The sequence below is a fragment of the Corynebacterium sp. Marseille-P3884 genome, from assembly GCF_017942225.1.
Taxonomy (GTDB): domain Bacteria; phylum Actinomycetota; class Actinomycetes; order Mycobacteriales; family Mycobacteriaceae; genus Corynebacterium.
This window is the reverse complement of sequence record NZ_JAGKSD010000006.1, coordinates 151,143-164,099: the sequence shown is the minus strand read 5'-3', so window position 1 is coordinate 164,099 and position 12,957 is coordinate 151,143. Positions and strand designations below refer to the sequence as shown.

13 protein-coding genes, 7 tRNA genes and 1 pseudogene are annotated in these 12,957 nt (G+C 62.6%); 7 read left to right on the top strand and 14 right to left on the bottom strand.

Annotated elements, in window-relative coordinates:
- Together J5Y21_RS05600 and dxs are read left to right on the top strand one after the other, a co-directional pair.
- A pseudogene (locus J5Y21_RS05600) lies at nt 1-816 on the top strand (class I SAM-dependent RNA methyltransferase); the annotation flags it as partial.
- Nucleotides 817-954: 138 nt separating this feature from the next.
- A complete protein-coding gene (gene dxs, locus J5Y21_RS05595; RefSeq protein WP_349236946.1) occupies nt 955-2,865 on the top strand; it encodes a 1-deoxy-D-xylulose-5-phosphate synthase in 1,911 nt (636 codons plus the stop codon).
- A gap of 16 nt (nt 2,866-2,881) precedes the next feature.
- On the opposite strand, the gene J5Y21_RS05590 is transcribed toward dxs, so the two are convergent.
- Both J5Y21_RS05590 and J5Y21_RS05585 read right to left on the bottom strand, forming a co-directional pair.
- Complete coding sequence (locus J5Y21_RS05590; RefSeq protein WP_210573528.1) at nt 2,882-4,099, bottom strand: HRDC domain-containing protein; 1,218 nt, start codon at nt 4,097-4,099, stop codon at nt 2,882-2,884.
- Nucleotides 4,100-4,102: 3 nt separating this feature from the next.
- Nucleotides 4,103-4,669, bottom strand: coding sequence for a DUF3000 domain-containing protein (locus J5Y21_RS05585; protein ID WP_349236951.1), 567 nt, complete (start codon nt 4,667-4,669; stop codon nt 4,103-4,105).
- 226 nt (nt 4,670-4,895) lie between these two features.
- Between J5Y21_RS05585 and hemQ the strand changes: the two genes are divergently transcribed.
- Nucleotides 4,896-5,597: a hydrogen peroxide-dependent heme synthase gene (gene hemQ, locus J5Y21_RS05580; protein ID WP_210573524.1), complete on the top strand. Its 702-nt coding sequence runs from the start codon at nt 4,896-4,898 to the stop codon at nt 5,595-5,597.
- A 126-nt stretch (nt 5,598-5,723) separates the two neighbouring features.
- Here the strand turns inward: hemQ and msrB are convergent, their stop codons facing one another.
- The 9 genes from msrB to J5Y21_RS05535 form a co-directional block, all read right to left on the bottom strand.
- Entirely contained in the window at nt 5,724-6,143 is a 420-nt protein-coding gene (gene msrB, locus J5Y21_RS05575) for a peptide-methionine (R)-S-oxide reductase MsrB (RefSeq protein WP_210573522.1), read from the bottom strand.
- Nucleotides 6,109-7,365 carry a glycosyltransferase family 87 protein gene (locus tag J5Y21_RS05570; protein WP_349236945.1) on the bottom strand — a complete coding sequence of 419 codons (1,257 nt, stop codon included), beginning with the start codon at nt 7,363-7,365 and terminating at the stop codon, nt 6,109-6,111. The genes msrB and J5Y21_RS05570 overlap by 35 nt, the downstream gene beginning before the upstream one ends.
- A 25-nt stretch (nt 7,366-7,390) precedes the next feature.
- Entirely contained in the window at nt 7,391-8,068 is a 678-nt protein-coding gene (locus tag J5Y21_RS05565; protein ID WP_210573520.1) for a dihydrofolate reductase family protein, read from the bottom strand.
- A 54-nt stretch (nt 8,069-8,122) separates the two neighbouring features.
- Nucleotides 8,123-8,198, bottom strand: a tRNA-Gly gene (locus J5Y21_RS05560).
- A 16-nt stretch (nt 8,199-8,214) separates the two neighbouring features.
- Nucleotides 8,215-8,289 (bottom strand) — tRNA-Val (locus J5Y21_RS05555).
- Nucleotides 8,290-8,316: 27 nt separating this feature from the next.
- A tRNA-Cys gene (locus J5Y21_RS05550) sits at nt 8,317-8,390 on the bottom strand.
- A gap of 40 nt (nt 8,391-8,430) precedes the next feature.
- Nucleotides 8,431-8,506, bottom strand: a tRNA-Gly gene (locus J5Y21_RS05545).
- A 19-nt stretch (nt 8,507-8,525) separates the two neighbouring features.
- Nucleotides 8,526-8,597 (bottom strand) — tRNA-Val (locus tag J5Y21_RS05540).
- A 21-nt stretch (nt 8,598-8,618) separates the two neighbouring features.
- Nucleotides 8,619-8,694, bottom strand: a tRNA-Gly gene (locus tag J5Y21_RS05535).
- Nucleotides 8,695-8,973: 279 nt separating this feature from the next.
- Between J5Y21_RS05535 and J5Y21_RS05530 the strand changes: the two genes are divergently transcribed.
- The 4 genes from J5Y21_RS05530 (at nt 8,974) to J5Y21_RS05515 (ending at nt 10,136) form a co-directional block, all read left to right on the top strand.
- Nucleotides 8,974-9,045, top strand: a tRNA-Val gene (locus J5Y21_RS05530).
- Nucleotides 9,046-9,258: 213 nt separating this feature from the next.
- Entirely contained in the window at nt 9,259-9,570 is a 312-nt protein-coding gene (locus J5Y21_RS05525; protein WP_210573518.1) for a hypothetical protein, read from the top strand.
- Nucleotides 9,571-9,587: 17 nt separating this feature from the next.
- Nucleotides 9,588-9,809, top strand: a complete 222-nt coding sequence (locus J5Y21_RS05520) for a hypothetical protein (RefSeq protein WP_210573516.1) — start codon at nt 9,588-9,590, stop codon at nt 9,807-9,809.
- A gap of 66 nt (nt 9,810-9,875) precedes the next feature.
- Nucleotides 9,876-10,136, top strand: coding sequence for a type IIL restriction-modification enzyme MmeI (locus tag J5Y21_RS05515; RefSeq protein ID WP_210573514.1), 261 nt, complete (start codon nt 9,876-9,878; stop codon nt 10,134-10,136).
- A gap of 179 nt (nt 10,137-10,315) precedes the next feature.
- Here the strand turns inward: J5Y21_RS05515 and J5Y21_RS05510 are convergent, their stop codons facing one another.
- The 3 genes from J5Y21_RS05510 to J5Y21_RS05500 form a co-directional block, all read right to left on the bottom strand.
- On the bottom strand, nt 10,316-10,870 hold the full coding sequence (locus J5Y21_RS05510; protein WP_210573513.1) for a PIN domain-containing protein: 555 nt from the start codon (nt 10,868-10,870) through the stop codon (nt 10,316-10,318).
- Nucleotides 10,867-11,319, bottom strand: coding sequence for a helix-turn-helix domain-containing protein (locus tag J5Y21_RS05505; RefSeq protein ID WP_210573511.1), 453 nt, complete (start codon nt 11,317-11,319; stop codon nt 10,867-10,869). Before J5Y21_RS05505 ends, J5Y21_RS05510 begins: the two co-directional genes overlap by 4 nt.
- 108 nt (nt 11,320-11,427) lie before the next feature.
- A complete protein-coding gene (locus tag J5Y21_RS05500) occupies nt 11,428-12,906 on the bottom strand; it encodes an MFS transporter (RefSeq protein ID WP_349236944.1) in 1,479 nt (492 codons plus the stop codon).
- Nucleotides 12,907-12,957 lie beyond the last annotated feature (51 nt).

Genomic DNA, 12,957 nt, shown 5'->3' with positions numbered 1-12,957 from the left:
CGCACCGGGATGCGCCGGGCACGCAGCCACGACGTGATCGCGGGGGTGCGCTGCACGCAGGTCAACCAGGAAGCGCTCGATGGCATCGTCGGCGCCGATGCGCGCAGGTTCACTCCGGGCGCGGAGCTCGTCGTCGTGGTCGATTCACGCGGCACGCGCCATGTCGTGGAGACCCAGCGCGCGCAGCGCGGCAAGCGGATCGAGCACATCGAGACCCGGATCGAAGGCGATGCCGTCGTGACCGAGGCGGTTCCCGCGCCGCAAAGCAGTGGCATCGAAGAATCGGTATTCCGTTTTCCGCCCACGGCATTCTGGCAGGCCCACACCACAGCTCCGGCCACGTACTGCCGCTATATCGGCGATTGGGCTGCGGACACCTATGCACGGCCCGTCGGATGGGATTTGTACGGGGGAGTGGGGTTGTTCGTGCCGTCGATAAGCGATGCGCTCGGCTCAGGCGCGCACGTGGTCAGCGTCGATTATTCGGCGGCGGCGACGCGCGATCCGCAACCGGCGCTGGCGGATGTCGACGTGGAGGTGCGCAACAGCAAGGTCGAGTCGAGCATCGACGGGCTGCCCGATCCGGGTCTGGTTGTCCTCGACCCGCCGCGCACAGGTGCCGGCGCGGATGTCGTGGAGGCCGTCGCGGCACGCGGGCCGCAGCGCGTCATCCACATCGGCTGCGATCCCGCGACGTTTTCGCGCGACCTCGCAGCGTGGGGCGGGTGCGGGTACGTAGTCGAGCGCATGGCGCTTATCGACGCCTTCCCGAACACCCACCACTTCGAAGTTCTCACGAGTCTCGTCCCGCGCTAATTCCAAGGCAGGAGAATGATGGTTTTGGCTACACGCGGTGTAAACTCGATCAGAACGAGAGAGTCCGTCCACGGTGACCCGAGCTGGGTAGAAACCGGGGCGGGGGAAGAATTCGCCGAGAAGGAGCCAAGACGACTAGTGAGTAGCCTTGACCACCGCGATTTTCCTGCTGATCTGAAGGACATGTCGAGGGACGAGCTTGACCGTCTCGCGCGTGAAATCCGCGAATTCCTGATTGAGAAGGTCTCCGCCACCGGCGGGCACCTCGGCCCGAACTTGGGTGTGGTGGAGCTGACGATCGCCTTGCACGCGGTCTTCGATTCGCCGGAAGAGCCGATCATCTTCGACACGTCCCACCAGTCCTACGTGCACAAGATTCTCACCGGCCGCGCCGGACAGTTCGACACTCTGCGCCAGAAAGACGGTCTGTCGGGCTACACCAACCGCAGCGAGTCGGAGCACGATTGGACGGAGTCTTCCCACGCCTCCGCGGCGCTGTCTTACGCCGACGGCTTGTCCAAGGCGAAGGTGCTGCACGGCAAGGGCGACAAGAATGTCGTGGCTGTCGTCGGCGACGGTGCGCTGACCGGCGGAATGTGCTGGGAGGCGCTGAACAATATCGCTGAGAGCGACCGCAATGTCGTCATCGTGGTCAACGACAACGGGCGCTCCTATTCGCCGACGATCGGCGGTTTCGCCCGCAACCTGGATGAGCTGCGCTCCCAGATAGCGCAGATTCGGATTCAGCCGGGCTACGACGAGGTCATGGAGCAGGGCAAACGCACCCTCAAATCCATGGGCTGGGTCGGTGAGCGCGCTTTCGATGCCCTCCACGCGATGAAGGAGGGCATCAAGCACCAGGTGGTGCCCACGCAGATGTTCCAAGAGCTGGGCATGAAATACGTCGGCCCGATTGAGGGCCACGACATCGGTTCGCTGATGACGGCGCTGGCGTACGCAAAGCAATACGACGGCCCGCTGATCATTCACGTGGCCACTGAGAAGGGCCACGGCTTCGCTCCGGCCGTCAACGATGAGGCCGATCAGATGCACTCCACCGGCGTCATCGACCCGGTGACGGGTGAGGCGCTCGGCGAAGCGGGGCCCGGTTGGACCTCGGTCTTCTCGGAAGAGCTTCTCCGCGCAGCCCACGAGCGCGAAGACATTGTCGCGCTCACCGCGGCGATGGCAGGCCCGACGGGGCTGACTCCGTTCGCGGAGAAATTCCCGTCCCGGTTCTTCGATGTCGGTATTGCCGAGCAGCACGCGGTGACCTCCGCGTCTGGCATGGCGTTGGGCGGTCTGCACCCGGTCGTCGCGGTGTACTCCACCTTCCTCAACCGAGCGTTTGACCAGTTGCTCATGGATGTCGCACTGATCAAGCAACCGGTGACGCTGGTGCTGGATCGTGCCGGTGTCACGGGCAGTGACGGTGCGAGCCACAACGGTGTGTGGGATATGGCGATCACATCGATCGTTCCCGACATCCGGGTGGCGGCGCCGCGCGATGCTGACCGTCTGCGCGAAGAATTCCGCGAGGCGATCGCGATCGAGGATGGCCCGACGGTGGTTCGTTTCCCGAAGGGCGACGTCGGCCCCGCCATCGATGCGGTACGCCGCACGCCGGGCGGCTGCGACATTCTGGTTGAGCCGCTGGGCGAGGAAAGCGACGACACCCCTGAGGTACTGGTCATCGCCATCGGTGAGTTCGCAGACAACGCAGTGCGTGTTGCGAACGAGCTCAACGGTGAAGGTCAGCGCATCACCGTGGTGGACCCGCGCTGGATCGTCCCGGTGAACACGGAGCTGATTGAGATGGCGGCATCCGCCGACATGGTGGTCGTCTACGAAGACGGCATTGTCCGCGGCGGCGTCGGATCCGTCATGTCCGAGGCACTCAGCGCTGCCGAGGTGGATACGCCGCTGCGCCGTCTGGCATTCCCGGACGTGTTCCCGAATCATGCGTCACGTTCGCAGCTGATCGCGGATGTGGGCTTGGATGCGGCCTCTGCCGGGGCATCTATTGAAGAGTGGATCGGGAACCTCTAAGCGCTGCGCGAAGCAGTTAGACCTCTATCAACCCGAACAGCGGGGCGACTTCCGCGATCTGCCATTCGCGGGCGCCGAGCGAACGCAGCAGCACCGCAACGCGGTGCGTGCTCCACGGGCCGGGCTCATTGGTCACCGTCCACACCGCTTCACGCAGCGTCGCTGGAGTGAGCAGGACCTCGGCTTGCATTTCGAGCTGCGCCGCGGAATACGCCACTGCCGATCGCATGGCTTGCAGCGCCTCCCATGAATCAGGGTGGTGGCGCTGCCATGCGGATTTCCCGGGCGGGCCGGTTTCGTCATCGTCCGCACGTCTTTTCCGCGCCGGCCATGTCGACGGATCGGCATCGTAGACGGATCGCAGCACCTTAAACCAGCGTTGCACAGCGCCGCGTCGGCGTTGCGGAAATCCGGGGACTGCGCCCAGATCACGCGGAGACCGGGGCAGGGCTTTCGCGACGGCGAGGACGACCTTATTGGGCAGGATTTGCGACGGAGATTTATCGCGGTCGCGCGCTTCGGCGTCGCGTTCTTCCCACAGGGCGCGTGCCACGGCGAAGGATTGCCGCGACTTCAATTGCGCGATTCCTTTGAGATCCCGCCACGTTTTCACGGTCGGTTCCCATTCAGCGTATTCGGCGACGATGAAGGCGAATTCCTCGTCCGCGATCTCGAGTTTGTCAGTGGCAGCGAGCAGCTCGGCTTGCGCTTCGGCGAGCTCATTGAGGTAGATGACGTCCTCGGCTGCATAGTCGAGCCATTCCGCCGGCAGGGGAACTTCAGACCAATCCTCACGTCCGTGACCTTTTTCAAGGACCACTCCGCAGAATTGCTCAACCATGGCGGCCAGGTTTGGCTTGTCGAAGCCGGCGATGCGGCCGGCGAGCGCGGTGTCGAAAAGCGTGCCAGGGTACAAGCCGAGCTCGGAAAGGCTGGGGAGGTCCTCCGGCGCGGCGTGGACGATCCAGTCGCCTCCGCCCACCACGGGCGCGAGAATCGATTCGAAATCATCGCGGTGACCTTCGGGCGCGAGCAAGAAGGTGCCGGCGCCGCGGCGGAAGATCTGGACTAAGAAGGCGCGGTCGTCGTAGCGGTAGGCTGACGCGCGCTCAGTGTCGATGGCGAAAGGGCCCCGTCCGGCAGCTAGCGCCGCAGCAGCACGCTCGTACTCCTCAGGCGAGGTGGCGACAGTATAGGCGCCGGAGCCGGAGACGCGACGGGAAGAGTCAGGCATCGGTTAGCGGCGGCCGTCGATGCCGGCGACACCTTCCGGCGGAAGGCCCGCGACGTGGGCGAGCACCTTCGAAAACGCCTCGACGTGGTGGGAGAGGTCGGTGCCGGCGGCGGTCCAGGAGGCGCGCATTTCGATCTGGTAGGCGCGCGGCGGACCGCCGATCTCGCCGAAGCGGACCGACGACGTGGACGTCACGGTGCCGCCGAGGTTGGTGTATTCGGCACCGGATTCGGCCAGGGATTCGCCGAGCCACTGCCACGCGACATCCGGCAACAGCGGGTCGGAGGCCACCGCGTCGTCCATGTCCGCCTGGATGTAGGCAACGAGACGCATGGAGCCCTCCCACGACTCCTCGGAGGAGGGGGAGTACAGAAGGATCAGGCGGCCGAACGCGTCGCCTTGGGAGTCGGTGGGGATAGGCGCATCGTCGTTAAGCTGTTGTACCTCGAGGCCCACGGCGTGGCTGAACGGCGCGGGGCGCTGCGGCGGACGGATGGTGCCCAGGCTGATCTCCGGACGCAATTGCGCGCGGTGCATGGACTCCACTGCTTCGTTGAATTCGGCAGGGATCGTCGCGGACTCCCCGTTCTGCGCGTCGGTCGCGGCAGATTTCGTGGTCGGGGAGGGGGCGGCGGAGAGCTGCGGGTGGTCCGAATGTGTCACGCGTTCCAAGCTAGACAGTGCCTAGCCGCATTCTGTGGAGGCGCGCCGTTATCCGTTGAAGCACGCCCTGTAGGATCGGCGTATAGAACTTTTGTTGGACCTCCCCGCGGTAGGGGAAGAAAGGATGTGCGGCATGACTCAGCCGGATATTGAAAAGCTCAACAACACTCAGCGTTACGCCCAGTGGGCGACGTTCCGCGCGATTCCGGGCGCGCTCGGCTCGGAGCGTGGGGATGTCATCGCGGAGCTGAAGAAGTTCTTCGCCGGCCTCGAGGAAGAGGGCAAGGTCGTCGTCCGCGGCATCTACGATATCTCCGGCATCCGTGCGGAAGCCGACGTGATGATCTGGTGGCACGCGGAGGAATTCGAAGACATTCAGAAGGCGTACAACGATTTCCGTCGCACGACTGTGCTGGGCCAGTGCCTCGAGGTCTTCTGGATCGGTGTCGGCCTCCACCGTCCGGCAGAGTTCAACCGTGGCCACCTGCCCGCCTTCATCATGGGCGAGGAGCCGCAGGATTGGATCACGGTCTACCCGTTCACCCGTTCCTACGACTGGTACATCATGGATGCCGACAAGCGCCGCCAACTGCTCATCGAGCACGGTCAGGCCGCCGCGGACTACAAGGATGTGCGCGCGAACACGATGTCGGCCTTCTCCCTCGGCGATTACGAGTGGATGCTCGCATTCGAGGCGCCGACGCTGGGTCGCATCTCCGATCTGATGCACAAGATGCGCTACACCGAGGCACGCCTCCACGTGCGCGAGGAGCTGCCGTTCTTCTCCGGCCGTCGCGTCACCGACATCGCAGAGATCGTCGAGGTCCTGCCGTAAACCTCGCTGCATAAAGCATTCGCTTATCGACGAAGCGCCTGCCCCGCACCCTCCGCGGAGACAGGCGCTTTTCGCTGTCCTGAAGCAGCTCAGTCACTTTCAGCTAAGCCAGCGGGAGCCGGCAGCTTACTGCACCGGCTTTTCCTCCAATGTCATGGAGATGGAGTTGATGCAGTAACGCAGGTCGGTCGGGGTGTCGTACCCCTCACCGGCGAACACGTGGCCCAAGTGGGAATTGCAGTTGGCGCACAGCACCTCGGTGCGCACCATGCCGAGCGAGCGGTCCTCGCGTTCGATCACCTTGTCGCCAGCGAGCGGGGAGAAGAATGACGGCCAGCCGCAATGGGAATCGAATTTCTCGGTGGAGCGGAACAGCTCTGCATTGCAGGCGCGGCAACGGTACACGCCTTCAGTGGTGGTGTCGGTGTACTCGCCGACTCCCGGTGGCTCCGTGCCGGCTTCGCGGAGTACGTGGTACTCCTGCGGGTTCAGGCGCTCACGCCACTGAGTTTCAGTCCAGTCGCTGTAATTCGTGTTGTCCGCCATGGCGGTGCGTCCTTTCAGGTCGGTCGGAAGTGCTGACAGCCACGGCCCACGCCGCCACTGCGACGATGAACACCGCCCAGCCGACTGTAGGCAGGAAGGTGTCAAGCCAGCGGCCGGTGACGTAGTGGCCGTCCACTACCCAGGTCAGCGGTGACAGACACAGGATTATTCCCGCCCATGCGGCGGGCGAACGGAAAGCGCTGAGACGGTGGCCGATGGTGAACACAGCGGGGAAGAGCAGCATCGAGTAATACGCCTGGCCAAGCGATGACAGCAGGCACACGCCGGCGAGGAGAACAGCCGAGGTGGTGGCGGCCCAGACCCACTCAGCGGTGAAGCGGTAACGAGCCAAGAACACCACGGCGACGAGCACAGCAGCGGCGAAGAGCGCGAAGAGCACTGTGTGCAACCAGCCCGGCATGCCGAAATAGACCGCTGCGCCGGATAGCGACGAGTTCGCGTAGTCGCGCGTGATGCCGAGATACGGCGCGACGATATCGATGTAGTCGCGCGCCCCCGGGGTGAGCGGCCAGGCGATCAGATTGAGCACGACGGGCACAGCGATGCCACCGATGATGGCGCGCCAATCCAGACGCAGCAGGGGCAGCAGCAACAGGGGCGCGAACATCGGCTTGATCAGGATGCACAGACCGAGCACGAGTCCGGCGGCCCACGACGAGCCGGCGCCCGCGTTGAGCAGCCAGGCGAGGAAGGCGACGAGCCCGAGGAAGAGAACGCCGTTGATATTGGCGAAGCCCAGGGTGTTGGTCACCGCTTCTGTGAGAAACGCGAGGGCCAGCGCGCCCGGGAAAACGGGGGAGGACAACCGATGCCCGCCCAGCCGTGTCAGCCAGGCCAGTGCGCCGATGATGCATGCGGCGTTGACGAGGATGAACAGGGCACGAACCGCGCCGATATTGTCCACCAACCCCAAAGGAGACAGCAGCAGTGTCGCGCCCGGGTTGTACAGGTAGTGCGGGTCGACGTGGTGGTAGAGCTCGTTGTACACCGGTTCACGGAGGACGAATCGGCGCGCGGCCGACCACACAGTGGTGAAGTCGTCGGTCACGGTGCCGGGCAGCGCCACCGCGAAGATTCGGTGAATGATAAGCAGCGCAGCCAGCGGCCACAGGAACGCATTCGCCACCGTCGACAGACGTTGGGCTCCCTCCGGTGCGGGGGAGGACCAGGCGGTGCGTAATGCGTTCATGCGGATAGTCACAGCCCCCAAAACTACTAAACGGGCACTAATTTCCCGTGCTCACCCGCCGGTACCGGGCGAAGATATGGGAGCCTGCGGAGTAGACGTCCTCCAATTCCAGCTCCACGTCGATATCGCCGTCCAAACCAGAAGGCTCGCCGTTGACAAAGGGGGCGCAGGTGAGGTGGAGGACGTCGATAAGCGATGCTTCGAACATCGCGGCATACAGCGACGGGCCTCCCTCGCAGACGATGCGGCCGAGCCCGCGTCCGCGGAGTGTGTCGACGATCTCTGCCGCCGACCCCGATCCCGTGCCCACGAGTTCGGCGCCTGCCTCCGCCAGCGCCTCGCGGCGCGGGGCGAGCTCGGCGTCCGTCAGCGACTCGTCGGGGGCGAGGACCAGCGGGCCCGGGCCGTCGAAAAGCTTCGCGGATGTGTCGAAGTCGAGCGAGCGTGACACAACTGCGATGGGAATGTCCGCTGGGCCGTAATCCTCGGCTTTGACCGTGCCGGAACCAACGAGGACGGCATCCGCCCACTCGCGCAGCGCGAGCATGACCTCTTTGTCAGCGTCGTTGCCCAGCGCCCCGGACGTGCCGGAAGCGGTGAACGATCCGAACGCCGTGATGATCGCTACCGCGCGGACCTCCTGGGTCGCCGTCGACGGCCCGATGATCTCCGCGTGCGTCTTCGGTGATGCTTCAGATGAATCGGATGCTGCCATGGCAAAAGGATAACCCCACCGGCCGGAACAGTGATTCCAGCCGGTGGGGTGGTGTGGAGCGGATGACGAGACTCGAACTCGCGACCCTCACCTTGGCAAGGTGATGCGCTACCAACTGCGCTACATCCGCATCGGGGCTTTCGCCCTGGTGCGCGATACTGGGATCGAACCAGTGACCCCTACCGTGTCGAGGTAGTGCTCTACCGCTGAGCTAATCGCGCGCGATATTCACAATATTCACATGAATATGGAGGTGGAAACGGGAATCGAACCCGTGTACAAGGTTTTGCAGACCTTTGCCTCACCACTCGGCCATTCCACCGTGGGCGATTTCCGCCTCTTACACAGTACCAAGAGGTACGTGGAGCGGATGACGAGACTCGAACTCGCGACCCTCACCTTGGCAAGGTGATGCGCTACCAACTGCGCTACATCCGCATCGGGGCTTTCGCCCTTGTGCGCGATACTGGGATCGAACCAGTGACCCCTACCGTGTCGAGGTAGTGCTCTACCGCTGAGCTAATCGCGCTTAAGCCCCCGTGAGGGGACTTGGAGCGGATGACGAGACTCGAACTCGCGACCCTCACCTTGGCAAGGTGATGCGCTACCAACTGCGCTACATCCGCATGCATTCGTTCCGATGTGAACTTGTGCGACTAGAAACTCTAATGTGTTGGCCCGCGTGAACCAAATCCCGTCGTTGTGACTTGTTTTTGTCGCGCCAAAGCGCGCGCTTATCGACGCCGCCTGCTTTCCATCCCGCCCTCATCCCAGCGCCGGAACCCGGCCACACATTCCCCGTGTCCCGCCGCCACACCCGAAGCCCACGTCCACAGTGTCTGTACACGCGATTAGGGGCTTTCACCACAGCAGTGTTAATGTATCCCTCGCACCAAAAACGCAACGGTCCCATGGCTCAGTGGAAGAGCGTTCCGTTCACACCGGAAAGGTCGCTGGTTCGATCCCAGCTGGGACCACAGAATTGCAGGACCTCAGGTGAGAAATCATCTGAGGTTCTTTGTTTTGAAGAACGCAGGAAATGGGTTAGCGCTCGCGCGCTTGTCACGGATCTGTCGGGGCCATATGCGGCCATCGGGCCGGACTCAATGACCACGACAGCGGCGATGTCATTGCCAGTGACCCCGACAAACAGCGCCTAGAATTGGCCTGGAACGAAAGGGGAGAAGCGGATGTCCGTCAGCTCAGAAATGGCAAGCGCACTCCTTCGAAGCGGCCTTATCGTCGGCGCCTTCTGGTCACGGCCGGTCGTCGTCGGCAAAGATGAACATGGCCCGAATGCCGTAGTCTTCACGGACTTTGACGAGGTAGACCACCGCGTCACCGCCGCAGACATTCAGCGCGCAGCCGAAACTTGGGCTATGGACAACCCCGACGATGCTTTCACCACGGCCCTCCTGGACGACAACGTTCCCAAACACGTCCCGCCCCGCCCGGCCGATGAAATCTGCCAACTCGCGGCCTTCGGAACTATCAAGTACTAACCAACGAGGAGGCCACGGTGACCGTGTTCAAGGACTACCTAGCAGGCAAGGCGACAGCCGAGCAGGTCAAGGCGGAAGTGGCGCGCCAGCGGCAGGGAATGACCAAGCCGCAGCCACCGTACAGCCAACCGGACCTTAACGACGTGAAATGGACTCCCCCCTCAATCTTCGAGGAAGTGACAATCGCACAAGCGACCCGGCAGATCAGCCGGGAAGAAGCGGACGAGCTACTCGCCTGACTGGAAACTAATTACCCGGCGCGGTAACGCCCCAACCGCGCCGGGTTGCCTTGCTAATTTTGAGGCATGACAACTGCCCTGCCACCGCAAAAGATCGACAACGAGTGGCGGGAGCGTCTAGATTCGTGGAATGAGCAGGGACAAGGGGGAATCGAGAAGAAATACGCGCAATCATTCTGGGCTGAACTATGCGCGGCCTTCGGTGTGAGTGCTACGCGCATGGACCTGTTCGAGCAGGACGCCCGCCGCGCTTCATCAGGCAAGGGGGGCTACATTGACCTGTTTTGGCCCGGAGTCGTAATCGGCGAGGCGAAAAGTCCCGGCTAGGACCTCGGCAAGGCGGTCGACCAGGCGCGGGAGTACTTGCAAGGCGGCAGCGTTACGGACGCGGAGCAGCCGTCCTACATCATTGCCAGTGACTTCGAGACCTTCCGCCTCCTGACTCCCTTCGAATCTCAACGATTAGTGTTCCGCTGAACGTCGAGATTTCGTATTTTTCATCTTCGCTAGCGGCGCAGGAGTTCTGCCGCCTCAGGTGCTCCCGCTTTAGCTAGAGCATCAAGCACATCATCAACGGTTCTCGGCGGGTTGGTGAAAGCTGCCGTCGCATAGGTAATCGCTTGGTGCACGCTTGAACCGTAGAGGTCGATTTGGTCGCAGAGGAACTCATCGGCTGTGCGAACCTCGATGTCATACTTGGCTAATTCAGACTGAGGGAAATCGCGTTTGTTCTCGGTGACAATGGCCTGAGCTCCGCAGCGAATGGCTGCGGCTAGGACGTGGTTGTCGTCCGGGTCAGGAAGGTGGAGCGCTGGAATCAACTCTTCGTACCCAGTTACTAGACAATCGTCAATCGCTTCGCACATCAGGCATCGTGTCCTGTTGAGTTTTGTCGTATCTAAATCGGGCCGGTTCTTACTCAGGTTGGAGAACACTTCATCCAAGATCATGTCGGTCCAGCGCGCGTGGAAATTCCCGCCATTTGCTAGTCGGATGAGGACATCACGGAGGATGCTGGGGTAGAGGACATTAGCGTCGTAGACCACCGTGAAATTGCTCATTCATACAGCCCTAGGTGATCGGTCAGGGACGTCAGCTCATCTGCGGCAGCGCGTTGTTTGATGTCGCGCTGATGCTTGTAGGCCTGCACATCAGAGGCATACAACCTGCGGTGAGTTCCCACCTTGTGTCCCTCTAAGATGCCATCGTCCATCAGCTTGACCACATGTGGCCTGGAGACGTTCAGGAGATCTGCGGCCTGCTGGGTGGTGAGTTCTGCGCTCGTGGGGATCACGCTAACCGATCGTCCTGCAGCAGTGTTGGCCAAAATATCGCGGAGCAGGCCAGCGACATCTTGCGGCAGGCGGATCACCTCGCCTGAACCTTCTACCGCGACATCGACGCCTTCAATAGAGCCCGAGCGTTTTGCGAGCACGCTATTCAATTTCCGAAGCGCTTGACGCGCGGTTGCTCTGGTCTCTGTGGCGCTATTGTCCTGCAGGTTCGTCATAGGGTCACGCTAGCACGTAAACGAAATAAACGAAACGGTATGAACTGGCTAACTGCTAGCGAGAATCTGCCTATAGCGGGCTATGTAGCTTGGCCCGCCCTTCGGCACCTAAACACTCGGGGTTTTCGGGTTCCCGCGGAAGCACCACGCGGTGATCGCGCAAAAGGCCACGGCGGTTGCGGCGAGGAAGGCCATGGTCAGCTCGTGGGCATGGGCGTAGGCCGGGGCGGCGGCATCGTGGGTGGCGGGATCGTAAATTGCGCTCATGCCCTTTTCGGCTAGCTCCGGTGGGAGGAACGACAGCAGCAGCGAGGTCAGCATTGATCCGGACACGGCGACGGTGATGAGGGTGCCGAACTCGTAGGACACTTCCTCCACGCCGCCGGCCATACCGGCGCGCTCCGGGGGAGCGGCGCCAATGATGGCGGTGGAGGAGACCGACATTGCGAAGTTCGCGCCGGCACCGAGGAGAATGCCGCCGGTGAGGAAAACGGGGAAGCTATCGATTGCGGAACCCCACCAGCACATAAGTGCGCCGGCGATGCATGCGGCGAAGCCGCCGGACACGATGGTCTGGAAACCGATGCGGTGCAGCAGTGCGCCGCCGGCGATCGTGAACGGCAACGCCGCGAAGCCGATCACGCCGATGGCAAGGCCGGCGTGGAAGGGAGAGAAGCCGTCGACAAGCTGTAGGCGCTGCGTGGAGGTCATCTCCAAGCCCACCAACACGAACATGGCGCCGGCAGCCGAGACCGCACCGCCGGTAAAGACCGGGTTTTTGAAGATGTCGAAAGTCAACAGCGGGTCGTCGAGCTTCTGCTGGCGGTGGCCGAACATGACGGCACCGAAGACCATGACCACAGCGGCGCCGATGAGAACCGGCATGTGAGTGTCCAGGCGGGCGGCTTCCTCAATCGTCAGCGTCAATCCCGACAGGGCGAACAACGCGAATACGGAGGAAATAAGGTCCCAGTGCTTGTCCGGGTTCGGCTTGTTGCGCGGGCCGATCAGAAGCGTGCACACGAGGGCCAGCACAACGACCGGAACATTGATCAGGAAGACCGAGCCCCACCAGAAGAAGTGCAGCAATGCACCGCCCACCACAGGGCCGAGCGCGGCACCCAAGACCGCGGCGGAAACCCAGATGCTCATCGCGAGGTTGCGTTCGCGCTCCTCCGGAAAAATCTGGTTGATCAGGGCAAGCGTGGCGGGAAGCATCGTCGCCGCGCCGGCACCGAGAAAACCGCGGGCGATCACGAGCGACAACACAGTGGGGGAGAATGCCGCGGCAAGAGACGCGATACCGAAAATGACGAGCCCCACCATGAACATGCGGCGGTGACCGATGCGGTCGCCCAATGACCCCGAACCCAAAAGAAGGCCCGTGATCACCAGCGGGTAGGCGTTGATGATCCATAAGGACTGGGACGCGGTCGCGCCGAGCTGCTCATCCAAGGCAGGAAGCGCGGTATAGAGGATAGAGTTATCCAGTGCGACCATCAACAGGCCAAGCGACACGACAATGAAAAATGGCCAACGGTTCGGGTTGGCCGGTTTTCTACGAGAACGACGATCACGGGAAATCACCCGGTCAACCTACCGCTTAACCAGTGGTTTGTCACGATTAGGTAGGTCCAC